Raw genomic sequence first — 25,150 nt, forward strand, 5'->3', positions numbered from 1 at the left:
AAGAGCAGATTCCTATGGCATCCAAAATATGGAAATGCAGGGTGCAATGGCCATCTTCACGGTAAACTTGAAAAGAATCCTGAAATTGATCTAAAAAGGAGGAATATTACCTCAAAATCAATGGATTTGAGATTCTGAAAGCCTAAATAGCCACTCATGGTCGATTAAACCTTCAATAAAACCATTAAAAAACAAATTTTCAGAAATCCTTAGAACAAAAATGACCGAGTAAGATAAATCTTGTACTCAGTCATTTCTTTAAATCTCATTAAAAAGTTGAGACTTTTTCAGTGCCCTCGCAAATACCCAAGGGTATCGAGCATGGATAACCTGAACAATAACCAGACATCCACGCATTTTCTCCAAGATGCCAGTTTCATTCGGTTGAAGAGTGCAGAGATTGCCTATTCTTTTGCGCCCGAGTCCTTGAAGAGAATCGGTTTGAATGGGATCCGGGTATTCTCCAATGGAACGAACCTGATTACTTGGGATAAGATCAAGATCATCGATCCAGAAGCAAATTATGGTACTCCGGGATATCCGCTGCAAAGGATCGTGAATTTTGGTGCACAATTGACTTTTTAAACCTAAATGAACTAGTCATGAAAAAAAGAAATTTAATCTTCAAAATACTGATAGCCGGAGCCTGCTTACTATCCTGCGAGCGAGATTTCCTGGAAAAACAGCCGGATGAAAACCTCGATATCGATAAGGTGTTTTCCGAAAGGCAGTTTGCAGAAGGCTTCCTCTCTTCCGTATACCATAATATGCCGCCCATGCTGGAGATTTCCCGTTGGGAGGAAAGAAACCCATTTACGGGTGCCAGCGATGAAATGGAGATCACCTGGACAGGAGCCTATTCGCATCTGCTGAATTCCGGGGCTTGGAGCCCTGCCGATTTTCATCCCGATGTATGGGGTTTTATGTATGAAGGTATCCGGAAGACCAACATCTTCCTGGAAAATATAGATCGTGTTCCGATGGATGAACGGGATAAAGAAGTATGGAAAGGAGAGGCTATATTTTTAAGGGCATACTACCATTTTAATATTATGAAAATGTATGGCGCTGTTCCTATCGTGGATCGAACCATCAAATTGGATGAGGATTTTAGTAAGATCAGAAGAAATCCAGTGGATAAGGTTGCCGAATTTATTGCCTCGGAATGCGATAAAGCGATCGCCATTTTGGATTGGAATGTGGAACCCATAGATTATGGGCGGATCACTAAAGCAGCAGCAATGGGCCTTAAATCACGGGTATTGCTGTATATGGCGAGTCCTTTATTCAATGGAAACCCCGATTATCGGAATTTGAAGAACGATGATGGAACACGTTTGTTTCCGGATTACGATGCCAACCGATGGGCACAGGCGGCTGCAGCAGCAAAAGCCTGTATCGATGGAGCTGAACAGAATGGTTATGGCTTATATTATTCTCCAACGAATGACCCGATGGATAACTACCAAAAGGTATTTACGATAAGAAATAATAGGGAAGTTTTATTGGCGAGGAACAATGGTGTCAAACAGCATTTTGAACGTTGTGCTAATCCCACCTCCTATGGTGGATATTCCATTTATTGTCCAACCCAAGGCTTAGTGGATGCCTATGAAATGAACAATGGCGAGAAACCGATCAGCGGTTACAATTCAGATGGTTCGCCTATTATCAACCCCCAATCCGGTTATCGCGAAGATGGATTTGTAGCAGCAAAACATCCTAAGGATTATTACCCAGCAGGAGTTAGCAACATGTACATCAATCGTGATCCACGCTTTTATGCTTCCATTACGTTTGCCGGTTCGCGTTGGAAAAATGCGGAGGTTCAGTTTTGGTTCACGGGAAAGGATGGACGAGAAAAGGCTGGTTCTGACTATTGTATTTCGGGCTATCTGATGCGCAAAATGGTGAACCATACCAGTAATATCCCTCAGAATCAATTTGGATTGAATACCTGGGTGGAAATCCGTCTGGCTGAAATCTATCTGAATTATGCTGAAGCTTTGAATGAATCCCAAGGTCCTGTAGCCGATGTGTACAAATACCTCAACCTGATCCGGACACGGTCGGGAATGCCCGATCTTCCTGCCGGATTGAGTAAGGAAAGCATGCGCGAACGGATACAACAGGAAAGAAGGGTAGAGATGGCCTTTGAGGCGCAACGCTATTTTGATGTGAGGCGTTGGAAAATTGCCAGATCGTATGATTCTGGACCCATCTACGGCATGAACATCATGGCCGGTACCCACCTAAAAGATCCTGCTTATTATAAAAGAACGGTGATCGAAAGAAGGGTATTTACCTCTCCAAAACATTATCTATGGCCAATTCAGATCGGGGAGATCGAAAAGAATCCATATATGGTGCAAAACGTAGGCTGGTAAGCTATAAATGATATTATTATGAAAAGTAAGATAAATTATATACTCGGATTGCTTTTGATCGTAATGATGTTTTCCTGTAGCAAGGTGATCATTTACGAAACAACAGCAGAAGAAGATGCGCTTTATGGAAAATTGTACATTCCGAAAGCGGAAAGAGGAGTGGTTCAACAGGCTGTTAGCCCTAGTGGTGAGCCTATAGACCTCGATTTCAATGTGTATTTAGGTGGGCCAAAGGATGCTGGGCAGGATATCCAAATCACGGCGGCGGCAGATGCTTCTTTGCTGGATTCTTTCAACAGGGCCAATGGTACTAATTATGAATTGCTCCCGGCTTCCAATTACCAATTGACAGGCAGTAATTTATTGATTACAGCAGGCCAAAGAATGAGCAATAAATTACAGGTTCAGATCAAACCGGATGCGAACCTGCAATTGTTCAAATCTTATTTGTTGCCCATCACGATCCAATCGCAGTCTTCTGGAATTGCTACCAACCGGAAATTCCAAACGATTTATTATGTTATCCAGGTGAGTTATCCACGTGGAGAGGTACCAAGAGATAAGGTATTGAGTTTGGGCGCCAATTGGGGATTGTTTATTGGTCCAGGTTCACGCGGTAGTCTATTGCTTAAAAAGAATAACCACGATATCATGTCCTATGTTCCAGATCAGGCAGGAGTCTTCAGTGATCCGCCTAAAGTGGTCGGGGTGTTCTGGGATGCTTCGGAATCCTGGTATTTGATAGACGATCAATCCATTGTTTTTAGAAATCATCCTTATTGGGCAGGATTATTTAGTTTCAGGATCAATGCGGATTATACTATGGCACAAGCCAATCCTTTCTGGTTGGGCGATTTTTGGAATAAATGGACTTTGGTCCCATTCAAGAATTACCTGTTGACCGTAGATGCCAATGGAATTATGAACAGACAACCTGTCTTGAGTAATGTTTCTGCAGCAAAAACAGAAGTGGCTACCGGCTTCAAAGGTTACAAACAATTGATGGCCTTTAAGGATGAATTATTGGCCTTAGAAAGTAATGGAAAACTGTGGGCTTATAGCATGTCGGAATTGGCTGTGCCTTCCAATAGGCGATTGATCGGTGAAGGGTTTGATATGTACCAGAAAATCATAGTGCTAAAAGGGGATCTCGTTGGTTTGGATGCAGCAGGTGATATCTATCGCTATAAGGATTTTAGAACAGATGGTTTTTACCCTTTAAAATAATTGGAAGATGAAGTTTAAATATAATATATGGGGAATCTTATTGCTGTTGCAGCTAGCTTGCAACAAAGCAGAAAATATAGCGCCGGTAGTATTGGATCTTCAGGTAGATGTGGAAGATCAGATCCAAAAGCTAAGCTATGTCAAAAACCTAGTGGAATTCAAAGAAACAGCTGTTCTTGATGGACTGAAGTTATATTCGGTCAACATACAGAACCAAACCGATGCGCCGCTAGCATTTCATCTAATAGCGATGGATCGCGCTAAGGCAAATCTAAAATTAAAGACCATTTCCTTGACCAAGGATTCCTCGGATTATGAATTAGGTACGGTGAAGGAAATGGCGACACAATCGCCCTACGCATCCAAGATACAGTTTGCTGTAAATGGGGATTTTTTCTACTGGCAGGGGAACCCTTGGGGACCTTTTGTACAGGAGGGAAAGATCATTCATGATAAGTTTTTTGATACCTGGCATAGCTTCTTTGCGGTTAAGAAAACAGGAGAGTTTCTGATTGGAGGGAACCTGAATTATACAAAATTGAAGGATTCTATTTCGGAGGGGATTGGAGGTGTGGAAAAATTAATGAGCGATTATGCCATGGTCAGTCATGCCAATTCGGAAAGGCATCCACGGACATCCTTGGGCTTTAATGCCGAGAAATTCTATCTCTTGGTGGTGGATGGCCGAAAGGCGGAACATTCCATCGGCATGAGTTTCCGGGAAATGTCTGAATTGTTCTTCAGCCTGAAGGTTCAGCATGCGCTGAATCTGGATGGTGGGGGTTCCAGTACATTGATTCAAAAGGAAGGTACTGGTTTTCGGGAGATCAATGTGTATTCGGATGCCGAACCGCGAAAAGTTGCCAATGGTTTAGCTATTGTCGTGGATTAATTGCTTAAATTGTTTCAACATTAACCAATTGACCAAGTTTCAGAAATTATGAGAAGTCCAGTCTATTTACTGACTAGTATATGGATGTTTATGCTGCTAGGGATTGTCCAAGCCTCTCCTTATGGAGAGAAAGGTTTTCACTTTGTGGCGGAAGATTCGATCAGCATGGATATTCCGAACGATCTCAGACCGTATATCCAATCGATAAGCTACTTTGCTCCGCAGGGGTTTAAACCAGAAGGAGAAATCCGGAAGATGGGCAAGGGGGTTTATTACATTGCTTTTGAGTGGGATTGTGCTAACGATCTATCTCTGGCTTTCTGGGAGGTACAGATCAGGCCAATGTTTATGCCTTTATTCCATTGGGCACCTCATTTGACGCCTACGGATAACCATATCATGCCGCAGCATGTTTTTCGCTCACCGGCCATGATCAATACGAGTGAGGATAGGTTCTTGGCCATCGTTCCAGATCTGGATCTGTTGCAGCATCAGGATAAAGCACCTTGGTTTATGGATATGGATGCCATGAAGAATCTACTTTCCCTAGGTTTTTCTGCATCTAAGATTACAGATCATGTGCTGTATGAAAAACTGGGGAAAACGAACATTCCGAAAGGAAAAAATCAATTGGCAGCTTATATCCTGATCTCCGAAGAGCAAGAGGATATCCGAAACCCCTTTGCGAAAGTGAACCAGTTCTTATGGCAAAAATGGGGTGAGAAAGCGAATGAGAAGAACAAAGCCTTGCTTAAGTCGGATTTAGATACTTATGTGCAGCATACCTATAATTGGGCATTCAAAAATTGGAAGGATGCGGTTTGGCAGGAGTTTGATCTCCATGGGAAAAGGGTCGGAGCACCCACTTTTATTGTCAATGTAACCCAAAGTCCCAATTACAAGGGCGAGATCAATGAGCGGGAATTTCGATCCATCTGGAATCAGGCCTGGTTTAACTCATTCCGTTCCGCATCTGGATTGATGCGTTATGCCTTGAGAACCCATAATGATTCCTTGAAGGGGTATGCCTTAAAAACCAAAGAGTTGGCTTTGGCATTTCCTCAGCAAGAGGGTTTTTTTCCTGGATTGATTGCTACCGAAATGGAGCCTCGTGAAATAGCCGGAAAGAGTTATTGGCGGTCCAAAGGCTGGCAACATTATTATTACGGCAATTCGGATAGAAATCCTTTTGGAAAAGCGGCAAAGGAAGCGCCATTCCATGTCCTCGATATGAGTTTTACGGCCTTTCTTATGTTGGAGTGGTACCAGGATTTGGAAAAGGATGAAACGTTATTGGACTTTGCCCGAAATTATGGGGAAGGCTTGTTGAAGATCCAACGGGATGATGGTTTTTTCCCTGCCTGGATCGATGTGCAAACGCATAAGGACCTGCAGATCCTCAGCAAAAGTCCAGAATCGGCCATGTCCGTGACCTTTTTACTCAAACTATCTGAAATCACGAAGGAAGAAAAGTTCAAGAATGCAGCATGGCGCGCACTAAAAGCCGTTGATCAATTATGTTTGGAGCATGGACAATGGGAGGATTTCGAGACCTATTTGTCCTGTAGTAGGTATGGATCGGTGGATTTGGTCGGGCGGAAGGTCGTTCGGAATAATATGTACAAACAGAATACCTTGAGTATGTATTATTTAGCCCAGGCCCATTTTCAGGCGTACAGGATAAGCAGGGATGTGACTCATCTACGATTAGGAGAGCGTGTGATGGATGAACTATTGATGTGGCAAGCGGTTTGGCAGCCGGGATTCATCCATATTCCTGCTGTTGGCGGTTTTGGGGTGATGAATGCGGATGCCGAATGGAATGATTCGCGACAGAGTTTATTCGCCGAGCTCATTCTTCAATATGGGAAGGCCTTGAAAAGAAAGGATTACATGCAGCGGGGGATCGCGGCCTTACGGGCATCTTTTGTACTGATGTATTGCCCGGAAAATGCCCTTAGCAAAGTGCAATGGGAAAAAAGATGGCCTTTTATGAATGAACGGGATTATGGTTTTATGATGGAAAATTATGGTCATGATGGGCATACCTCTGCTGAGGGCATTGGAATTGGAGAATTTACCATCTACGACTGGGGAAATGGGGCAGCTTCGGAGGCCTATAACCGAATATTGGATAATTGGGGCGATCAAATCTTCTGGAAGTATTAACAAGTGTTTATTTTAATTTATCTTTATAACATGGCTAAGAAAGTTTCATTAAAGGATATTGCACAGCATTTGGGTGTTTCAACTGCCTTGGTATCCTATGTGATCAGTGGCAATGAGGAAAAGGGAAGAGTGGGCAAAGAAACAGCCATGCGCATCAAGCAGGCCGCTTTGGAATTGAATTACAAACCCAATCACATCGCCCAGAGCTTAAAATCAGGAAAAACAAATACCATTGGATTGATCGTTGCTGATATTTCCAATCCATTTTTTGCTTCCATTGCACGAGGGGTGGAGGATGAATCCAGCCAATTTGGGTTGACCACCATTATGGGAAGCTCTGATGAGAGCCCTGAAAAGCTCAAGAAATTAGTCGATGTATTCATTAAAAGGCAGGTAGATGGTTTTATCATCTCTCCACCGGAAAATTCGGAGGAAACTATTGAATATATCATGTCCTTGGGCATACCACTGTGCTTGATTGATAGGCATTTTAAACATATCAATAGCAGCTATGTCATCACGGATAATTACCAATCGATGTTCGCAGGGGTAAAGAATCTGATTGAAAAAGGTTTTAAACATCTTTCGTTGATCAGTTACAATACCCAACTTCAACATATGATCGATAGGAAGGCTGGATTTAAAGATGCAGCAAAAGATATGGTAACCGATGTTTTTGAAATTGATTATGCAAATCAACATCAGGAACTGAAATCGGTGGTATATGAAATCCTGGATGGACAAAAGACGGATGTGATGGTGTTTGCCACCAACACCTTGTCGGTTGCAGGATTGAAAATATTGACCCAGAGAGGGGTACAGATTCCAAAGGATTTAGAAGTCTTGTGTTTTGATGCCAGTGAAGTTTATGATTTTTTCTACCATCCCATCAGTCATGTGAAACAGCCTACCGACGTATTGGCAAAAGAAAGCGTTCGGATATTAGTGAATCAGATGAAGGATATTGAACGGAAGGAAGGGCTGGTATTCAACTCTAATTTGGTCAGTTACTAAGGAACACTTTTCCTAAGGAAAGTCCTGCCCAAACCGCCAATAAACCTAAAGCCACACTTAAAACCGTGTAGAGGATAGCGTATCCGATGTGTTGGTTTTGAATCAGGTTGATGTTCTCGGCTGCAAAAGTGGAAAAGGTGGTATAGCCACCACAGAAACCGGTGATCAATAGGAGTTTCCATTCATTATTTAGCCATTGCTGTCTATCGGATAGACCGATCAACAAGCCAATAAGTAGACATCCGGTAATATTGATAAGCAGGGTTCCCATAGGAATATGCGAAGGGTAATTCTTGCTGATAAATTGTGCACCAAAATACCGCATTACACTGCCGATTCCACCGCCTAAAGCTATTATTAAAACATCTTTCATCCTTCCAAGTATATGATGGACCAATTTAGGAATATCTTTTTAGATTCACTATGGAAGAAATGTCTAAGCAAGTTGTAAGTGAGTTGTAAGTGACTAAAGGCACCTACAACTCACTTACATCTCACTTAGACCTCACTTAGATGAAGAATCAAACTTGGATTCCAGTAGATTTAAAATATTTCAACAAGCTAAGAACAGTTTTCTTATTTTTTCCAATAAAAACGATTGTTTCTTAAATTTTTGACAATAAAAAGTGTAACAATAACTTTTAAGAGAAAAAAGTTCACTTTATGTTTAATCCTATGCTAATAGGATAAAAAAAAATCTTAGATTTGTTAAACTTAGTTATGAATTTTAACACCAGACTTTTAAAACATTTGAATTAAATTTTCTCTCTAGTATGGAATCGATTAAAAACATGGAGGTGAAAACACCTATCGAATTTACTGCCCCAGCGGGTGGGTCAGGATCATTTTATGTACAAGAAGATATCCTTGAACAATTTTATAGCCACTATCACCGGCATAAAGAAATTCAGATTTCATACATTGTTAGGGGTAGGGGTTCCGTGGTGATCGGGAATTTAATCCAACCTTTTGTAAAGGATGAGATTTATATCCTGAAAGCGAATGATCCACATGTTTTTATTAAAGAGAATGATTCCATAGAATTAATCCATGTTGTTCATCTATTCGTTGGGTTTGAAAAATTAAGATCCTTGTTCGAAATGTCGGAACTTCGTTCCATTCGCGATTTCTTCAAGAACTTGGATTCTTCCAAAAAATTAAGCCCTAAGCATAGTCTGGAGATTAAAGAAGTGTTCCTGGATTTATTTAGATCCCAAAATATCAGCAAACTTAAAAAGGTATTTACCGTATTTGATTTCCTTTTTACCCAGGAATCGAATATGATTTCCTTATACTCTGGGTTGCAGGATTCCAATTTCAACGACCGGGTCGGTATCCGAATCAATGAGGTGTTAAGATATACCCTGGAAAATTATGCGAAGGATATTACCATTGATGAGATTGCGAAGTTAATCCACATGACACCCTCGGCCTTTTGTAAGTATTTCAAGAAACACACCATGAAAACCTATGTTACTTTCTTGAACGAGATACGGATCGAAAAGGCTTGCCAATTATTGGTCAACCATTCTACGGAGAATATATCGGAAGTGGCATACCTTTGTGGTTTTAATACCGTAGTTCATTTTAATAGGGTATTTAAACATATCATTGGATGTTCGCCAACAGATTTTACGTATAAAAGAAGCGTTCCTTTAAAGGAAGTGTATCGTTAAATTTAAAAGAAATATATCCCTAAATTCCCAATATTTTAGTTTAATAGCTTATTATAAAAAAAAAAATAAACCATTTCTTTGGAAATTGGACTGGTTTTTGCTATATTATTGCCGTAACAATAAAAGAAAGGAAATAATATGATTAAAAAAGAGAAGAAGAAAAAACAAACCCTAGTCAGAAACCCATATTTATATTATGTAACGAATTGGGGTTTTGTCGGAGATCAATCCAAACCAAATCCTAGAAGTGTTAACAATAAAAGTTAACCTTCTAAAAAACAAAAATCAATAATTAAAATTTAGATGTGCTTTTTTAACGAAAAGCATTTTGTGTTTATAAGGGGTTAGGTTTTTACCAATTCTATCATTCATCCATTAAAAACTGAACGAAGCTACTCGCTTTGGATGATCTAACTTGTAACTTTTCTTTGTTTTCCCGACCTGCACATGCATAATGTTGGATTGCCTCTTAAAATCCTGATATAATAGTTGATTGGTCACCTCCAGTTGATTAATGGAACTGATCTGATCGGAATATAAATAACACCAAGCCACATCATCAATGATTTCATATCCTAGGTACCTGAGCTCAACCGGTTTACTATTTACTTTCATCCGAAAATTGTTCCTTATATACTGAGATATCGTAGAATCGGCCTGCTGTTTATTCTTCGGATTAATGACATCAATGCGTTGGTTCATCTGATTTTTTAAGGCCAGTTCGAGATCATCATAAAAGAGCCGACAGGATATTTCTACCTGTTTCTTTTGGGGGTTGAACGTGATGGAACTGATGCTAACGTAAAATGGATGTGCGAAGGCAATGCTCGTTACAAATATTAAAACGAAACATAGGACTTTCCAATTGTATTTTAGGTTTTTCATATTTTTATCACACTAAAGTATCCAATATTCAGGAAAATGATTAATTTTCCATGCCAAAACTAATTAATTAACTGATGAACAAGCTGTTATTATTATTAAAACAAGCTAAACCTTTGAAAAATATAGTTGTACTGTTGTTGGGATGTTGCCTTTTACTGATCTTCAATTCCTGCCAAAAGGATGAAAATGACCGGATTGCCTATAAGGGCACCCTGTCGGAATCCTATATGTTGACGATTGCTGTGGACGGTTTGGAAGAACCGCAGGCCGTTCTTGTGGTTAAGGATGCTGTTATCACTGTTTTTCAGGATCTGAACATCAATGTTGGCCGGCAGATCGATGTTTCCCAACCGATGCCGAACTATTTCCAATTTTCTGTGCAGCTTTCAGAACAAGAGGTTAAACTGCTGCAGGCTGATGATCGCATCAAAAAGTTAGTATTGGATAAATAATTGGTTAGTTTAAATCCTTGAACTATGTAATTATTTAGTTATAAAATATTCCTTATTAAAATAATATTAAATTTGTGTGATATTATTGGAATAACCTAAATCATGAGCGATTTCTCCATTTACTTTCAACTTGGTTGGCAACATATTCTGGACCTCAATGGCTATGACCATATCCTATTTGTCTTGGTTTTATGTTGTAGCTATACCTTAAAGGATTGGAAACGCCTGCTCTGGTTGGTTACGGCTTTTACAATCGGCCATTCCATTACCCTTGCCTTAGCCGCCTTCAAGATTATCAAGGTTGATATGAGCTGGATCGAATTCCTGATACCTGTCACTATCCTGATTACGGCGCTTTATAACCTGCCGAAAAGAAGAAAGCAGCGAAGCGCTGCTATTCTCTACAGTATGGCCCTCATCTTTGGTCTGATCCATGGATTGGGCTTTTCCAATTATTTGCAATCACTTTTGGGAAAAGAGGCAAACATAGTGCTGCCCCTTTTATCCTTTAATATAGGTTTGGAATTTGGACAACTAATTATTGTTTTCTTTGTTATCCTACTGTCCGAACTGATGCTGAAGATCTTCCGGGTCAATAATAGAGACTGGAGTTTCTTTTTATCATCTGCAGTGATCGGTATTTCCTTTATTATGGCTATTGAACGTATTCCACTATGAAAATATTTGGCAACTTGAAAACATTAAGCTTTGCAATCGCTGGCTCCCTGTGTTTAACACTAGCGCAGGCTCAACAAAATCCTGGGTCAAATCACGGCAATAAATTTGAACAATTGGGCACCTTGTTGAGTGATCCGAATATCTTCCGGACCGCTTCTGGTGCTCCTGGTTCGATGTATTGGCAGCAGAAAGCAGATTATGTGATCAATGTGGAGATCGATGAAGTGAACCAAATCCTTAAAGGCTCTGAGGTCATTACCTATACCAATAATTCTCCCGATCCCTTGACCTATTTATGGGTACAGCTGGATGAAAACGAACATGCAGATGGTTCAGAAAGCAAAAAATTCAATCAGAGTAGTTTGAGCGAACGCATGTCGATTGACCAATTGAAAACATTGGTCCCTGAAAAGAAGGGGTTTGGCGTTAATATCCATAAGGTGACGGACGGATCCAATAAACCTTTGAAATACACCATCAATTATACGATGATGCGCATCGACCTTCCAACCGCTTTGAAGCCGGGTGCAAAAATGAATCTGCATATCGATTGGGATTATAAGATTACCAATCGCATCGAGCAGGGTGGCCGTGGCGGATACGAATATTTTGCGAAAGATGATAATTACCTTTATACCATCGCACAATGGTTTCCAAGAATGGCGGTCTATTCGGACTTCCAAGGTTGGCAGAATAAACAGTTCACCGGTAGAGGTGAGTTTGCCTTGGTATTTGGAGATTATAAAGTGAATATCACGGTTCCCGCGGACCATATCGTTGGAGCTACTGGTGAATGTCAGAATTATGGACAAGTATTGAATGCTACACAACTTAACCGATGGAAGCAAGCCCAAAGCAGCCAGGAGCCAATTGAAATCGTGAGCTTGGCCGATGCCCAAAAAGCGATGGGTGAGAAATCCAAAGCCAAGAAAACCTGGGTTTATGAAGCCAAGAATGTTCGTGATTTTGCCTTTGTGAGTTCCCGTCGTTTGGTATGGGATGCGTTGAAGGTGAATGAAGGTGTTCCTGGAAACCAACCCATGGCCATGTCGTATTATGGGCCAGAAGCTTATCCTTTATATCGAAAATATTCCACCAAAGTGGTGGCACATACTTTAAAAACCTATTCCAAATTCTCGATTCCATACCCTTATCCGGTAGCCGTTTCAGTGGAAGCGGCCAATGGGATGGAATATCCGATGATCTGTTTTAATTATGGTCGTGCTGATGAGGACGGGACCTATTCGGAGGCGGTGAAATATGGGATGATCGGGGTGATCATCCATGAGGTAGGACATAATTTCTTCCCGATGATCGTGAATTCGGATGAAAGACAATGGACCTGGATGGATGAAGGTTTGAATACCTTTTTACAGTTTTTGACAGAGCAGGAATGGGATAAGGATTTTCCATCGCGTCGCGGACCGGCGCATAAGATCACGGATTATATGCGTTTGCCGAAGGATCAATTGGAGCCTATTATGACCAATTCAGAGAATATTGTGCAGTTTGGGCCTAATGCTTATGCAAAACCGGCCACCGCACTGAATATTCTTAGGGAGACGGTAATGGGTAGGGAGCTGTTTGATTATGCGTTTAAGGAATATGCCCGTCGTTGGGAATTTAAACATCCAACACCGGCTGATTTCTTCCGGACGATGGAGGATGCTTCGGCGGTTGATCTGGATTGGTTTTGGCGGGGTTGGTTCTTTACAACGGATGCAGTGGAGATTGAATTGGCGAATGTTACCCAATATAGGATGACGGGTGCTGATCCGGGGAAAACGCAGAAAGATCAGAAGGAAGCCTTTGATAGGGATTTGAATACGATTACACGGAAGCGTAATATGGAAGAAAATATGGCTTTCTTGGTAGAAAAGGATACTTCCTTATTGGATTTTTATAATAAATGGGACCGTTTTGCGGTGAAACCGGAGAATGAGGCAAATTATCAAGCTTTTTATGCGTCGTTAAATGCGAAGGAGAAGGATATTTTCGATGGAAAGATTTCTTTTTATGAATTGAAATTCAAAAATAATGGGGGATTGGTTATGCCATTGATTATTGAATGGACCTTTGCTGATGGAAGTAAGGAAGTAGATAATATCCCGGCTTATATTTGGAGGTTGAATGAGAATGAGGTGACGAAGGTGTTTGCTAAAAGGAAAGAGGTGGTTTCCATTCAGTTGGATCCATGGCGAGAAACTGCAGATATTGATGAGGATAATAATGCTTGGCCAAGAAAATCGCAACCTTCTAGGTTTGAGATTTTTCAGGGGCAGGGCAGAGGGGTGAGAGGGCAGTCGTCGGAGTCAAATCCGATGAAAGAAGCGAGGAAGAGGTAGTTAAGTTGTTTCGAGCCCCTGCGTCATTGCGAGGAACTGCGTCATAGGGAGCCCTGTCATTGGGTGCCACTACGTCATTGCGAGGAACGAAGCAATCTTCCCGCATGTCATGCTGAGCGTAGTCGAAGCATCTGTTCGCTAATAACCGTATAGATCCTTCGACTACGCTCAGGATGACAAAAATACTACGCTCAGGATGACAAAAAGACTATGCTCAGGATGACATAGCGAAAGATTGCTTCGTCGTACCTCCTCGCAATGACGCATCTACCTATCAAAAATCTCCTTTCAACAAACTATACACCTCCAAATCCCTAAACTCATAATTCCCTATCCATTCCGCATTTCTCTTAACTCCTTCCTTCACAAAACCCAACCTCAACGGAATATTACTGCTCTTCACATTTCCAGTTGCACAGCAAATCTGAATCCTTTGCAAATTAAACTCCTCAAACAAATGCTCAATAACCACCTTAACCGACTTTGTCATAATCCCTTGATGCTGTACTTCCTCCGACAACCAATATCCAATCTCCGTAGATTTATTCAAAAAATCAATTTCTTTCGTTCCAATCAATCCAACCATCCGATCATCCAAACAAATCTTAAACACAAAATCTTTCATGTTCTTCCAATTCTGTATACACATCTCCACAAAACCCTTACTATCCTCCAGCTTATTGGTAAAATGCACAAAAGGCAACCATTCGCCCAAATAATCCCGTTGGGAATCAATTATCTGATACATCCGAATCGCATCAGCCGAAACTAAGGCCCGAAGTGTAAGTTGTTCATCAATTTTGATTCTTTTTTTCATCTATTTTTTCCAAAATATCCATCAAGGTCGTTTCAATTCGTTTTCTTCCCTCTGCCTCATTGATATCAATCCCACAAAAAGTGCTTCCATTCGATTTGGCATGTATCGCCAAGTAATACAAACCGGCTGTCTGCAGAGCCAATACCGCACGGATATCCAATCCATCCTTCCCAATATTCTTTTCCAATTTTTGAATCAGTTCTTCGCCTACTTCCTCCCGCGCATCCGCCAATTTGCGAAGCGATGTATTCGGTTCGGAAAGTTCCCATTGCAAAATCCGCTGCAAGGTCTTATCCTGCAGGACCGTTTCAAATTGTCCAAACAATAAGCCATGCATTTCCTCTTTACTCATTTGGTCCTGCTCCAGCAGCTTGGCAATCTGTTTTTTAGCCTTGGTTTTCCAATAATCCTGTTCGGTGATATAGGTCTCCACTAAATTATCCAAGTTTCCAAAATAGGCATATACTAATTTCCGGTCCACCTTTGCTTCCACCGCAATATTTGCGATGCTCAATCCCGGATATCCTTTTTTCTTCAACACCTTGCCAACGGCCGCCACCAGGTTTTTCATCGTTCTGGCCTTCTCCCTAATTGGTCCAGCGGTGGTTTTTCTTGGTTTCTTACCTGTTTTCGTTTGTTTCATTTCTTTTTAACTGTTCTGTTTCTCCACTTTAGGTTCCTTCTGGTATTGTTTATAAGCTCTGAACAATCTTCTTTTAATGTAGTTCTTTAGCTGTTTTGGTGCGAGTACTTCGACGCATTCCCCAAAACCTAGGATCTCCCTTTCCAATTCCAGGTTCAAGACCACATCAATGCGGAACAATGCCGATCCATCCGGATATCGCTGCACGATTTCTTGGGAATCATGTAGGGGTTTAGTTTCCACATAAGGGACATTTTTGGCGTCAAATTTTAACAAAACAGCCTGACCACGGTCTTTTTGACTTTTCGTAACGCCGATCGTATCCGAAAAATAGCGTTCAAAATCTATCCCTTCATAAGCTTTAAAAGAAGATTTTGCCATCTCTTCAATCTCCAGAATACGGTCTAATGCCAATGTTATTAGGGTGTTTCCGTTTTTTGTATAGGTCATTAAGAACCATCGGTTCCTGTATTCTTTCAATAAATAAGGATAGTAAATCTGTTCGGTTGCAGTTTGGGATTTGAATGATTTATATTTGATCAAAAGGGGAATTTGATTTTTGATCGCTTGGTAGATCTGATTGATCCACTCCAGCCCCCGCAACAATTTATTGCCTTCCATTTGGACAATATTTGGCTTATTACTTTCATTTACCAATATTTTGTCCTCCAATCGGATGATCATGTCACTCATCTCCTCAAAAAAGGAAAAGCCATTAAGATGCTTCAATACATCCAATGCTTCCTTCATCTTCTCCATATCCATATGGGATAATGGGGAGTTGCTGATGCTATAGGCAGGATCATCATAGGCATAAAATTTTCTATCCTTGACAACTATCGGTGCATTATAACCCAATTTGTTACTACGCATCAATTGGATGTCTCCCTGTATGGTCCTTTTGCTAACGCCAGAAGTTATCCCCTCCAATTCGTACAAGGCATCCGATACTTTTTCCATCAGGTCTTCCAAGGTCCATTTTCGATGCCGCTGCTTTAAGCATTGGTCGATCGTTTTATAGCGTATTAAGGCGAGTTTATTGCTTGACATGTTATTTCATCTGGTTATTCGCTAACATAAATGTAATGAAATGGATTTCACTACGCAATCTATTTGCGTATTTGTTCTGTTACTTTCCAAGAGATAATGAAATATTAAAATATATGTTTCATTAAATCAGCTGTTTAGCATATTTTTTAAAAATTTTTAGCATTTTCCTCTATTGCGCAATTACCCTGCGCAGTAGTAGCCCCATCTTTGTAGTGTCAGATATGACCAAGTTCTTTGATTCATTTTACTGTTTCTGAATAGCAGGATAGTGCAGCTATAGATTTATAGACTGTATACTGATCAAGAGTTGGCTTGCTGACTCCATTCAACAAAGGGATTGTTGAATTATATGCAGGTTCGAGTCCTGTCTTTGCGAAAGCAATGTTGCTTAATTGGTAAAGCTAAAATACATGAAAAGCAGATCGATTCCTTGTTCCGTTAGGATCTTCTAACCTGCAGCAATGCGGACGAAAGGATCTGTAACAATCCATTGAATGACCAGCGGATTTGAGCTATTCCTTCGGATTTATACCCTAAATCATAAGCGTATATAATTGCAAAAGGATTTACCTCTTATCCCCGTTGTCCAAGGGATGAACAAGGAAAAGAGAAGCTGTAAAATGAAAAGAGGTTGTTAACATATCGAATTAAAACCAAAAATGAAATAAAATGAAAAGGATTAACATCAACAAAAACGAAGTAGGCTTGGTATTGAAAAACAATGCCGTTGAACGCATCTTAACCACTGGAAAATATTGGTTATGGATGGGCGAGAAGCTTGCTGTTTATGAAATGAGCGGAGTGGTGCAAATGCCATTCGACATGGATCTGATGTTAACCATTCCAGGCTTTGCCGAATTGGTTGATGTCATCGAGGTTCCGGATATGGAAATTGCCTTACATAGGATCAATGGTAATTTATATCAGGTCTTGGGTGCCGGACGGTATTTCTTTTGGAAAGGTTTGCAACAGAACAGTTTCGAAAAGTATGATATAAGCACATTGGAAATCCCAACATCTATAAAGAGAGATTTGCTTGAAAAATCCCAATTAAAGTGTTTTGTGCGAATGTTTACCATAAATCCAGAAGAGAAGGGTTTGCTTTTTGTGGATGGTATGTTTAAACAGGAATTGTTGCCGGGAAGCTATTATTTTTGGAAAAACAGCATACAGATCGAAATCAAAAAAGTGGATTTGCGGATCGTTCAGATGGATGTGCCTGGACAAGAGATCTTAACCAAGGACAAAGCCCAGATCCGGGTCAATTTTATCGTGCAGTATCAAGTGGAAGATATCTATAAAGCCCTTTTGGATAATAGGGATTTTAACAATCAACTTTATGCATTGATGCAATTTGGATTGCGGGAATACATTGGAAACTTTAGCTTGGATGGTTTGATGGAAAATAGAGAAGGAATTTCTTCCTATTTTTTCAAGAACTTTCAATTGAAGGTGGAGGAATTGGGATTGAAATTGTTCTATGTAGGGATTAAGGATATCATTTTACCTGGCGATGTACGGGATATCATGAATCAGGTGTTGATTGCTGAAAAAAGGGCGCAAGCCAATATCATCACCCGGCGGGAAGAAACAGCTTCGACCAGAAGTTTATTGAACACGGCTAAACTATTGGAAGAGAATAACATGTTGTTCCGGTTGAAAGAAATGGAATACATGGAGAAGATCTCCGAAAAGATCAATAATATCTCGGTTTCAGGTAATGGCCAGGTATTAGACCAGTTAAAACAATTGTTCGTTAAATAAAGAAGTTTGCTAGGGAAATTCGTCCCTAGCAATTTTAAAAAGAAGAAAGGAAAACAAAAAATGGAAAATAAACGTATAAATGGGAATGATTTATTAGCCTTAGGTTATAAAGAAAACCGTGCATTAGGTATTGCCCTAAAGATCAATAGCAAGCGTCATGGATTAAAACGTGATGAAATGCTTCAGAAATTTAAAGAGGTTTTAGCTGATCCGGAATCCTTTTCGGAAGACGCGATTTTCGAACCCTTGGCGAAAGCCTTATTGTTTCCCGAGGAAAAGGACACCAGCATCATTCCATTAAAAGAATCAACGGATGCCTATGCCGTATATGGGGAAGAACACATTGAAGAAGGGGCAAGAAAGCAGATGGATGTTGCCATGCGATTACCGGTGTCGGTAGCGGGTGCTTTGATGCCTGATGCCCACCAGGGATATGGTTTACCAATCGGCGGGGTATTGGCAACGGAAAATGCCATTATTCCTTATGCTGTAGGGGTGGATATTGGATGTCGAATGGCCTTATCCATCTTTGATATGGAAGATGTTGCCTTACTGGAAAAACACGATTGGCTAAAAAAGATCATCTTGCAGAACACCCGGTTTGGAGCTGGCAATGGTTTTTTAAAGCATGAGCGATTGGATCATGAAGTGTTGGAAAATTCCTTATTCCAGGAAATCCCCTTTATTTCGAATTTGAAGGATAAGGCTTGGACACAGTTGGGGTCCTCAGGAGGGGGGAACCATTTCGTAGAATTTGGGTCGATTAATTTTGAGCAAGAGGACCAGGAATTAGGTATCCCTGCAGGGAAATACCTCGCTTTGTTGACCCACTCTGGTTCTCGTGGACTTGGCGCTACCATTGCCGGACATTATACCAAATTGGCTAAAGAGCTTTGTAAACTCCCTTACCAAGCACAACATTTAGCGTATTTGGGAATGGATACAGAAGCCGGTCAGGAATATTGGAACGCCATGAACCTGGCGGGTGATTATGCATCAGCCTGCCATGAGGTGATCCATGAAAAGGTGTTGAAGGATTTGGGGGTAGATAGGATGGCCAAAATTGAAAACCATCATAATTTCGCTTGGAAAGAGCAATATAAAGGCAAAGAACTGATGGTGCACCGAAAAGGAGCTACTCCTGCAGCAGAGGGTGTCCTTGGGATTATCCCAGGATCCATGGCATCCGACGGCTTCTTGGTTCGAGGGAAAGGAGTGGAATCGTCGATCAACTCTGCTTCCCATGGAGCAGGTCGTCAGATGAGCCGTACCCAAGCCATTAAGAACCTGAAAAAACAGGACATGCTGCAAATGTTGAACGATCAGGGAGTTACCCTTATCGGATCTAATATGGACGAGGCACCAATGGCCTATAAGGATATTCATACCGTGATGGCCGCCCAAGAAGAACTGGTGGATATTGTGGCCAATTTTTCACCAAAAATAGTTCGAATGGCCGATGATGGTTCGCGAGAGGATTAATAATTCACTGTCGTAAATCGCCAATAGTAGCCATCAACGATGGTCAGTTGGTTTATCGTAACAGGTAAACCAGCTGCTATTTTTAGGGCCTGTAAAGCCATCATGTTGCCAACGATGCCTGCTAATGGTCCTAATACGCCGAGGCTATCACATGTTGGCTGATAATTTGGCTCTTCTGCCTGGGGGAATAGGTCCCTCAGATTTTTTCCGCCTTGATAGTTGAATACGGTTTGTTGCCCCTGAAAACCCTCTATACTTCCATAAACCAATGGTTTTTGATATTGAACACAGCCATCATTGATCAAATAGCGTGTTTCGAAATTGTCTGAGCCATCCAATATAATATCGTACTTATTGATTATGGAGGCCATATTGGCCTGATCCAGAGCAAAGGGATAGGTGTGGACCGTTATACCAGAGTTCAATGATTTAACAAATAGAGTGGCACTATGTGCCTTTGATTGCCCGATGTTTTTTTCTTCATGGATGATCTGTCTTTGAAGGTTATGCAATTCCAAAAGGTCATGGTCCATAATTCCAATGCATCCAACCCCAGCGGCTGCCAGATAAGGAATAATAGCCGAACCTAATCCACCGGCGCCGATCACCAGAACCTTGGAGGCCATAATTTTGCGTTGCCCAGCAACACCAATCTCCTCGATGAACACCTGACGGCTATATCGTAAAAACGGATCTTCCTTTTTCATGCAAATGAGGAGTAAACCTTATCCCAATCTTTCATTACCGGTTCATATCCCACTGTTCGAATCAACTTTCGAATATCATCCATGGATCGCTCATCCGAGATCTCGAATTGTTCCAAGGATTCCGGATCGACCACATATCCCCCCGGGTTGGTCTTGGAGGCGGCACTCATATGGGTAATTCCTAAAGGAATGATATGATCCCTGAATTTCTGATCCTCTCGAGTGGAAAGGGAAATTTCCAGATCGGGATTCCAGATCCTATAGGCACAGATCAGCTGGAGCAGGTGCCTATCCTCCATGATAAAATTAGGTTCCATAATACCTTGGGCCGGTCTCAAGCGGGGAAAGGAAACCGAATATTTGGTCCGCCAGTAGGTCTTCTGTAAATATTCCAGATGGAAGCTGTTCAAAGCACTGTCGATACGCCAGTCTTCCAGACCCAATAAAACGCCCAAGCCCATTTTGTGGATACCAGCCTTTCCGATGCGATCGGGGGTATCCAATCGATAGGAAAAGTTTGATTTTTTGCCTTTGGGATGGTATTGTTTGTAAACCTCCTGATGATAGGTTTCCTGATAGACCAGCACGGAATGTAGCCCTGCTTTTTGCAATACTTCATAATCTTGATGGTCCAACGGCTGTACTTCCAAGGAGATATGCGCAAAATGTGGTCTCAAAAGTTCTATAGCATGCAGGAAATAGGGGGTGTCCACGATTTTATTAGCCTCTCCGGATACCAACAGGACATGGTTAACACCCATGGCCTTTAAGGCAAAAGCTTCCAAGAGCAATTCGCTATCGGACAGTGTCTTTCGTTTTATCTTGTTGTCCATACTGAAGCCACAGTAGGTACAGATATTCTGGCATTCATTGCTGAGGTACAACGGAGCATATAACTGTATGGTTTTTCCGAATCGTTGTTGGGTCAGTTGCATGGATCGAAAAGCCATCTCTTCCAAAAAAGGTTCGGCCGCTGGTGATATAAGGTTCATGAAATCGGAAACATCCAATCTGGTTTTGCCCAAGCTTCGGGAAACATCATTTGCTGTAGCCTCATAGATCGTTGCTTTGATATCTTCCCAGGCATATTGTTGGAATACCTGCTGATAATTTGATTTGTTTAGCATAGCTACTGATAATTTGAATTGATTAGCATAACTATTGATTATCAATCGAATAAAAAGGAGGTTAAAGGGGAAGAAGCTGCTGCATGCTTGCTTTTAGTCGGTGCTAATCCAGATTCATAAGCTATTCTTCCGGCATTTACTGCCTCTTTGAAGGCTGTGGCCATTAGGATGGGATCATTAGCTGTCGCAATGGCTGTATTGACCAATACGGCATCTGCTCCAATTTCCATGGTTTTGGCGGCATCAGAGGGGGCACCGATTCCGGCATCCACAATGACTGGAACCTGGCTCTGTTCGATGATGATCTCTAAAAAATCCATGGTTTTTAGGCCTTTATTGCTACCGATAGGGGCCGCAAGCGGCATCACAGCTGCGGTGCCTACGTCTTCTAATCGTTTACAGAGAACTGGATCAGCATGGATGTAGGGCAGGACAATAAATCCTTGTTTTGCCAATTCTTCCGTCGCCTTCAATGTTTCGATCGGATCTGGAAGTAGATAGCGGGGATCGGGATGTATTTCTAACTTCAGCCAGTTGGTGCCTAATGCTTCTCGCGCTAATTGAGCGGCAAAAATAGCTTCCTCGGCAGTTCGAGCACCTGAGGTATTTGGTAGCCAGTTCATGCCTGGGATTTCCATCGCCTGTAAAAAGAAATCTTCTTTTTCTTGCATGTTCAAGCGTTTTAGGGCCATGGTGACCATGTTGCAACCGGAGGCTAATATGGATTCACGCATCAGGTTATGGCTTCCGTATTTGCCTGTTCCCAAGAATAGGCGTGAATCAAATGTTTTATCGGCAATAATTAAGGGTTTCATAGAATTAGTTCTGAAGGTATAGGTTCTTTTAAAAATAGATTGGAAGCCGCAAAGCCGTAGAGGCCTAAATGTTGCAGGATATCCGTGTCTTCCCATTCCACTCCGCCAATAGCAAAGATGGGAGGGCAGGAAAGTTCTTGCATCCTTAGATTTTCGAAGATTTCTTCATAGCCTTGATAGCCAAGGATGGGGCTTAGTGATTTTTTGGTGCTGGTGAATCGTAGTGGGCCCAATCCAATATAATCCACTTTTTCTTCGATCCTTTGTTTTATATCCTGGAAGGTATTTGCGGTTCCTCCAATCAAGGTGTCCGATCCTAAAATTGTCCTTGATTCTAATATGGGGGAATCATTTAGGCCAAGGTGTAAGGCATCCGCTTCGAATTCCTTTGCCAATTCCACATGATCATTGATGCATAAATAAGCATTATAGGATTGAAATTTAGGTTTGACTATTTCCAGAAGATTTTTTAGTACCGTAAGATCGGCCTCTTTCCACCGAACTTGAACCCATTTGATTCCAGCATCCAGAACCCGCTGTATGCCTGTGAGCTGATCGGTTTCTGTATGGCCTTGGGAGATATATTGTAACCTAGGAATTGATTTTCCCTTTTTCATTTAGATATTGTTTTTGTATTTCTTTAAAACTTTGTGCTGGGTTTTCAGATTGCCAGATACCTCCTTTTAAGGCTATTCCATCGATATCGAACCTGGATAGTTTTGAGATTTGCTTTTTGGAGATTCCACCGAGCGCAATCAGTTTTGTATGGTAGTTTTGTCTTTGGGTAATCGCTAAAGCATTTGCCAGATCCGGGTTTGCTTGGTATCCCGGTTTGGAAATACTCGAATAAAAAGGACCTAAAAAAGCATATTCCCAAGCGCAGGTCAATTGGTTAAATTCTTCCAGGCTATGGGTGGAACAGGATTTCCTGAAGGTTTGATATTCCATTTCGATCGATCCCTCTCTTTTGAGATGTGCCCTTTCGATTCCTAATTCAGCAGCCAAATGCTGGTGGCTATGCATTACCAGGTATTTCCTGAACATATTAGGTATTTGATTCAGAAGAGACAGCATGAGCTGATCTGGTAAGCCGTATTTGCGTAGGTGGAGATTTTCCAGTCCTGCATCAAATAAGGCCAACCAATGCTGCAATTCCGATGGAACATACTGCTCTTCTGAAATCACGACGATCATATATAGATCTCTTTTCCAGATTCAATAAATTCTTTTGACTTCTCCAACATGCCTTCTTCCGTGGCCTCCCGAATTTCCTGGGTGATTTTCATCGAGCAGAATTTCGGTCCGCACATGGAGCAGAAATGCGCTATTTTCGCCCCATCAGCAGGTAAGGTTTCATCATGGAATTCCCTTGCGGTATCCGGATCCAAGGAAAGGTTGAATTGATCCTCCCAACGGAATTCAAATCGCGCCTTGCTCAATACATTATCTCGGTATTGGGCTCCAGGGTGTCCTTTGGCCAGATCAGCGGCATGGGCAGCTAGTTTATAGGTGATGACACCATCTTTCACATCTTTTTTATTCGGTAATCCCAAGTGTTCTTTGGGAGTTACATAGCAAAGCATGGCACATCCGTACCAACCGATCATGGCCGCTCCGATGGCTGAGGTAATATGGTCATAACCTGGCGCTATATCGGTTGTCAATGGTCCTAAGGTATAGAAAGGCGCTTCATCACATTCCTCCAACTGCTTCTCCATATTTTCTTTGATCATGTGCATAGGCACGTGACCTGGTCCTTCAATCATCACTTGAATATCGTGTTTCCAAGCAATTTTGGTCAGTTCTCCCAAGGTTTCCAACTCTGCGAACTGGGCCGCATCATTGGCATCAGCAATCGATCCCGGTCGCAGGCCATCGCCTAAGGAAAAGGCCACATCATATTGTTTCATGATCTCACAGATCTCCTCAAACTGCGTATACAAGAAACTTTCCTGATGATGGTATAAACACCATTTTGCCATGATGGATCCACCTCTGGATACAATCCCAGTTACCCTATTGGCAGTCAGGTGGATGTATTTCAATCGTACTCCTGCATGGATGGTGAAATAGGACACGCCTTGTTCTGCCTGTTCGATCAGGGTGTCCTTGAAAATTTCCCAGGTCAGGTCCTCTGGCACTCCATTCACTTTTTCTAGGGCTTGATAGATAGGCACAGTACCGATCGGAACAGGGGAGTTGCGGATGATCCATTCTCTAGTTTCATGGATGTTTTTTCCTGTCGACAGATCCATGATGGTATCTGCACCCCAACGGCATGCCCAAACAGCCTTTTCCACTTCTTCCTCGATGCTGGAACTTACCGCGCTATTGCCAATATTGGCATTGATTTTTACGAGGAAGTTACGTCCGATGATCATGGGCTCACTTTCAGGATGGTTGATGTTATTGGGAATGATCGCACGTCCTGCTGCAATCTCCTCCCGAACGAATTCAGGGGTGATTCTAGTTTTCGGGGTTCTTGCACCAAAACTTTCGCCTGGGTGTTGTTGCTGCAATGCGGCTGGAGCAGCTTCTATCTGCTCTATGCGCTGGTTTTCCCTTATAGCGATATATTCCATTTCGGGGGTGATGATCCCTTTTCGGGCATAATGTAATTGGGTCACATTTTTGCCCGGCAATGCCCTTAGGGGCTTATGTGCGTAGGAAAAGCGGAGTTCATCCAATTTAGGGTCTGCTAACCTGGCTTTTCCATATTCGGAGCTGATCTGTGTTAACTCTTCCACATCACCTCGATCGATGATCCATTGCTCCCGAACCCTTTTCAGTCCTTTGCGTACATCGATGGTTTCGTTGCTATCGGTGTATGGACCAGAGGTATCATAGACCGTAATGGCTGGGTTTTCCTCCACGCCACCTTTGCTTAATTTGGTTGGGCTAAGGCTGATTTCACGCATGGGAACCTGGATAGGGAACAGTTCTCCAGAAACATAAATCTTTCTGGAATTGGGAAATGGACTCGTACTTATGCTTTGCTCGTTCATAATATGGGGTATGAA

23 protein-coding genes are annotated in these 25,150 nt (G+C 41.7%); 12 read left to right on the top strand and 11 right to left on the bottom strand.

The features are described 5' to 3' along the window. The first annotated feature begins 321 nt into the window (after positions 1-321). Genes CRJ00_RS07190 through CRJ00_RS07215 form a run of 6 tightly spaced genes read left to right on the top strand, consistent with a single transcriptional unit; the run spans position 322 to position 7,689 of the window. Complete coding sequence (locus CRJ00_RS07190) at positions 322-585, top strand: hypothetical protein (RefSeq protein ID WP_099366194.1); 264 nt, start codon at positions 322-324, stop codon at positions 583-585. A gap of 17 nt (positions 586-602) precedes the next feature. After that, positions 603-2,387, top strand: a complete 1,785-nt coding sequence (locus tag CRJ00_RS07195; protein WP_099366195.1) for a RagB/SusD family nutrient uptake outer membrane protein — start codon at positions 603-605, stop codon at positions 2,385-2,387. Positions 2,388-2,405: 18 nt separating this feature from the next. Beyond that, positions 2,406-3,614: a DUF1735 domain-containing protein gene (locus CRJ00_RS07200; protein WP_099366196.1), complete on the top strand. Its 1,209-nt coding sequence runs from the start codon at positions 2,406-2,408 to the stop codon at positions 3,612-3,614. A 7-nt stretch (positions 3,615-3,621) separates the two neighbouring features. Beyond that, positions 3,622-4,506 carry a phosphodiester glycosidase family protein gene (locus tag CRJ00_RS07205; protein ID WP_099366197.1) on the top strand — a complete coding sequence of 295 codons (885 nt, stop codon included), beginning with the start codon at positions 3,622-3,624 and terminating at the stop codon, positions 4,504-4,506. Between the two features lie 48 nt (positions 4,507-4,554). Further along, on the top strand, positions 4,555-6,675 hold the full coding sequence (locus CRJ00_RS07210; protein ID WP_099366198.1) for a hypothetical protein: 2,121 nt from the start codon (positions 4,555-4,557) through the stop codon (positions 6,673-6,675). A gap of 30 nt (positions 6,676-6,705) precedes the next feature. Continuing rightward, complete coding sequence (locus tag CRJ00_RS07215) at positions 6,706-7,689, top strand: LacI family DNA-binding transcriptional regulator (RefSeq protein ID WP_099366199.1); 984 nt, start codon at positions 6,706-6,708, stop codon at positions 7,687-7,689. Here CRJ00_RS07215 and crcB read toward each other — a convergent pair. Continuing rightward, on the bottom strand, positions 7,679-8,062 hold the full coding sequence (gene crcB, locus CRJ00_RS07220) for a fluoride efflux transporter CrcB (RefSeq protein WP_099366200.1): 384 nt from the start codon (positions 8,060-8,062) through the stop codon (positions 7,679-7,681). The genes CRJ00_RS07215 and crcB overlap by 11 nt on opposite strands. A 418-nt stretch (positions 8,063-8,480) precedes the next feature. Between crcB and CRJ00_RS07225 the strand changes: the two genes are divergently transcribed. Next, the gene (locus CRJ00_RS07225) at positions 8,481-9,365 is read left to right on the top strand and encodes an AraC family transcriptional regulator (protein ID WP_180268441.1); all 885 of its coding nucleotides are present in this window, start codon (positions 8,481-8,483) and stop codon (positions 9,363-9,365) included. Positions 9,366-9,740: 375 nt separating this feature from the next. Here the strand turns inward: CRJ00_RS07225 and CRJ00_RS07230 are convergent, their stop codons facing one another. Beyond that, on the bottom strand, positions 9,741-10,250 hold the full coding sequence (locus tag CRJ00_RS07230; protein WP_099366202.1) for a DUF6702 family protein: 510 nt from the start codon (positions 10,248-10,250) through the stop codon (positions 9,741-9,743). 74 nt (positions 10,251-10,324) lie between these two features. Here CRJ00_RS07230 and CRJ00_RS07235 point away from each other — a divergent pair, with 74 nt between their 5' ends. From CRJ00_RS07235 to CRJ00_RS07245, 3 genes are all read left to right on the top strand, one after another. Further along, entirely contained in the window at positions 10,325-10,702 is a 378-nt protein-coding gene (locus CRJ00_RS07235) for a hypothetical protein (RefSeq protein WP_099366203.1), read from the top strand. A 102-nt stretch (positions 10,703-10,804) separates the two neighbouring features. Then, the gene (locus CRJ00_RS07240) at positions 10,805-11,380 is read left to right on the top strand and encodes a HupE/UreJ family protein (protein ID WP_099366204.1); all 576 of its coding nucleotides are present in this window, start codon (positions 10,805-10,807) and stop codon (positions 11,378-11,380) included. 14 nt (positions 11,381-11,394) lie between these two features. Beyond that, positions 11,395-13,725: a M1 family metallopeptidase gene (locus CRJ00_RS07245; RefSeq protein WP_099366224.1), complete on the top strand. Its 2,331-nt coding sequence runs from the start codon at positions 11,395-11,397 to the stop codon at positions 13,723-13,725. A 274-nt stretch (positions 13,726-13,999) separates the two neighbouring features. On the opposite strand, the gene CRJ00_RS07250 is transcribed toward CRJ00_RS07245, so the two are convergent. Genes CRJ00_RS07250 through CRJ00_RS07260 form a run of 3 tightly spaced genes read right to left on the bottom strand, consistent with a single transcriptional unit; the run spans position 14,000 to position 16,235 of the window. Further along, positions 14,000-14,542 carry a GNAT family N-acetyltransferase gene (locus CRJ00_RS07250; protein ID WP_099366205.1) on the bottom strand — a complete coding sequence of 181 codons (543 nt, stop codon included), beginning with the start codon at positions 14,540-14,542 and terminating at the stop codon, positions 14,000-14,002. After that, the gene (locus tag CRJ00_RS07255) at positions 14,520-15,185 is read right to left on the bottom strand and encodes a TetR/AcrR family transcriptional regulator (RefSeq protein ID WP_099366206.1); all 666 of its coding nucleotides are present in this window, start codon (positions 15,183-15,185) and stop codon (positions 14,520-14,522) included. Before CRJ00_RS07255 ends, CRJ00_RS07250 begins: the two co-directional genes overlap by 23 nt. Positions 15,186-15,191: 6 nt before the next feature. After that, the gene (locus CRJ00_RS07260; protein WP_099366207.1) at positions 15,192-16,235 is read right to left on the bottom strand and encodes a helix-turn-helix transcriptional regulator; all 1,044 of its coding nucleotides are present in this window, start codon (positions 16,233-16,235) and stop codon (positions 15,192-15,194) included. A 669-nt stretch (positions 16,236-16,904) separates the two neighbouring features. On the opposite strand from CRJ00_RS07260, the gene CRJ00_RS19155 reads away from it, so the two are divergent. Beyond that, positions 16,905-17,999, top strand: a complete 1,095-nt coding sequence (locus CRJ00_RS19155) for a slipin family protein (RefSeq protein ID WP_099366208.1) — start codon at positions 16,905-16,907, stop codon at positions 17,997-17,999. Positions 18,000-18,059: 60 nt separating this feature from the next. Continuing rightward, entirely contained in the window at positions 18,060-19,481 is a 1,422-nt protein-coding gene (locus tag CRJ00_RS07270; RefSeq protein ID WP_099366225.1) for an RtcB family protein, read from the top strand. Here CRJ00_RS07270 and CRJ00_RS07275 read toward each other — a convergent pair. Genes CRJ00_RS07275 through thiC form a run of 6 tightly spaced genes read right to left on the bottom strand, consistent with a single transcriptional unit; the run spans position 19,478 to position 25,135 of the window. Further along, entirely contained in the window at positions 19,478-20,188 is a 711-nt protein-coding gene (locus CRJ00_RS07275) for a HesA/MoeB/ThiF family protein (protein WP_099366209.1), read from the bottom strand. The two genes, CRJ00_RS07270 and CRJ00_RS07275, sit on opposite strands and share 4 nt — an antisense overlap. Next, entirely contained in the window at positions 20,185-21,315 is a 1,131-nt protein-coding gene (gene thiH / locus CRJ00_RS07280; protein ID WP_099366226.1) for a 2-iminoacetate synthase ThiH, read from the bottom strand. Before thiH ends, CRJ00_RS07275 begins: the two co-directional genes overlap by 4 nt. Positions 21,316-21,356: 41 nt before the next feature. Beyond that, a complete protein-coding gene (locus tag CRJ00_RS07285) occupies positions 21,357-22,130 on the bottom strand; it encodes a thiazole synthase (RefSeq protein ID WP_099366210.1) in 774 nt (257 codons plus the stop codon). Next, the gene (locus CRJ00_RS07290) at positions 22,127-22,747 is read right to left on the bottom strand and encodes a thiamine phosphate synthase (RefSeq protein ID WP_218962192.1); all 621 of its coding nucleotides are present in this window, start codon (positions 22,745-22,747) and stop codon (positions 22,127-22,129) included. Before CRJ00_RS07290 ends, CRJ00_RS07285 begins: the two co-directional genes overlap by 4 nt. Then, entirely contained in the window at positions 22,722-23,324 is a 603-nt protein-coding gene (locus tag CRJ00_RS07295; RefSeq protein ID WP_099366211.1) for a thiamine phosphate synthase, read from the bottom strand. The genes CRJ00_RS07290 and CRJ00_RS07295 overlap by 26 nt, the downstream gene beginning before the upstream one ends. Continuing rightward, positions 23,321-25,135 carry a phosphomethylpyrimidine synthase ThiC gene (gene thiC / locus CRJ00_RS07300; RefSeq protein ID WP_180268443.1) on the bottom strand — a complete coding sequence of 605 codons (1,815 nt, stop codon included), beginning with the start codon at positions 25,133-25,135 and terminating at the stop codon, positions 23,321-23,323. Before thiC ends, CRJ00_RS07295 begins: the two co-directional genes overlap by 4 nt. Positions 25,136-25,150 lie beyond the last annotated feature (15 nt).

Origin of the sequence: Sphingobacterium sp. 1.A.4 (genome assembly GCF_002734245.1) — a bacterium.
In the GTDB taxonomy this organism is placed as follows: domain Bacteria; phylum Bacteroidota; class Bacteroidia; order Sphingobacteriales; family Sphingobacteriaceae; genus Sphingobacterium; species Sphingobacterium tenebrionis.

What these genes read in the sequence shown, in the direction of transcription:
- CRJ00_RS07190 (WP_099366194.1), top strand. Translation starts at nt 322, where the DNA reads ATGGATAACCTGAACAATAACCAGACATCCACGCATTTTCTCCAAGAT.
- CRJ00_RS07195 (WP_099366195.1), top strand. Translation starts at nt 603, where the DNA reads ATGAAAAAAAGAAATTTAATCTTCAAAATACTGATAGCCGGAGCCTGC.
- CRJ00_RS07200 (WP_099366196.1), top strand. Translation starts at nt 2,406, where the DNA reads ATGAAAAGTAAGATAAATTATATACTCGGATTGCTTTTGATCGTAATG.
- CRJ00_RS07205 (WP_099366197.1), top strand. Translation starts at nt 3,622, where the DNA reads ATGAAGTTTAAATATAATATATGGGGAATCTTATTGCTGTTGCAGCTA.
- CRJ00_RS07210 (WP_099366198.1), top strand. Translation starts at nt 4,555, where the DNA reads ATGAGAAGTCCAGTCTATTTACTGACTAGTATATGGATGTTTATGCTG.
- CRJ00_RS07215 (WP_099366199.1), top strand. Translation starts at nt 6,706, where the DNA reads ATGGCTAAGAAAGTTTCATTAAAGGATATTGCACAGCATTTGGGTGTT.
- crcB (WP_099366200.1), bottom strand. Translation starts at nt 8,062, where the DNA reads ATGAAAGATGTTTTAATAATAGCTTTAGGCGGTGGAATCGGCAGTGTA.
- CRJ00_RS07225 (WP_180268441.1), top strand. Translation starts at nt 8,481, where the DNA reads ATGGAGGTGAAAACACCTATCGAATTTACTGCCCCAGCGGGTGGGTCA.
- CRJ00_RS07230 (WP_099366202.1), bottom strand. Translation starts at nt 10,250, where the DNA reads ATGAAAAACCTAAAATACAATTGGAAAGTCCTATGTTTCGTTTTAATA.
- CRJ00_RS07235 (WP_099366203.1), top strand. Translation starts at nt 10,325, where the DNA reads ATGAACAAGCTGTTATTATTATTAAAACAAGCTAAACCTTTGAAAAAT.
- CRJ00_RS07240 (WP_099366204.1), top strand. Translation starts at nt 10,805, where the DNA reads ATGAGCGATTTCTCCATTTACTTTCAACTTGGTTGGCAACATATTCTG.
- CRJ00_RS07250 (WP_099366205.1), bottom strand. Translation starts at nt 14,542, where the DNA reads ATGAAAAAAAGAATCAAAATTGATGAACAACTTACACTTCGGGCCTTA.
- CRJ00_RS07255 (WP_099366206.1), bottom strand. Translation starts at nt 15,185, where the DNA reads ATGAAACAAACGAAAACAGGTAAGAAACCAAGAAAAACCACCGCTGGA.
- CRJ00_RS07260 (WP_099366207.1), bottom strand. Translation starts at nt 16,235, where the DNA reads ATGTCAAGCAATAAACTCGCCTTAATACGCTATAAAACGATCGACCAA.
- CRJ00_RS19155 (WP_099366208.1), top strand. Translation starts at nt 16,905, where the DNA reads ATGAAAAGGATTAACATCAACAAAAACGAAGTAGGCTTGGTATTGAAA.
- CRJ00_RS07270 (WP_099366225.1), top strand. Translation starts at nt 18,060, where the DNA reads ATGGAAAATAAACGTATAAATGGGAATGATTTATTAGCCTTAGGTTAT.
- CRJ00_RS07275 (WP_099366209.1), bottom strand. Translation starts at nt 20,188, where the DNA reads ATGAAAAAGGAAGATCCGTTTTTACGATATAGCCGTCAGGTGTTCATC.
- thiH (WP_099366226.1), bottom strand. Translation starts at nt 21,315, where the DNA reads ATGCTAAACAAATCAAATTATCAGCAGGTATTCCAACAATATGCCTGG.
- CRJ00_RS07285 (WP_099366210.1), bottom strand. Translation starts at nt 22,130, where the DNA reads ATGAAACCCTTAATTATTGCCGATAAAACATTTGATTCACGCCTATTC.
- CRJ00_RS07290 (WP_218962192.1), bottom strand. Translation starts at nt 22,747, where the DNA reads ATGAAAAAGGGAAAATCAATTCCTAGGTTACAATATATCTCCCAAGGC.
- CRJ00_RS07295 (WP_099366211.1), bottom strand. Translation starts at nt 23,324, where the DNA reads ATGATCGTCGTGATTTCAGAAGAGCAGTATGTTCCATCGGAATTGCAG.
- thiC (WP_180268443.1), bottom strand. Translation starts at nt 25,135, where the DNA reads ATGAACGAGCAAAGCATAAGTACGAGTCCATTTCCCAATTCCAGAAAG.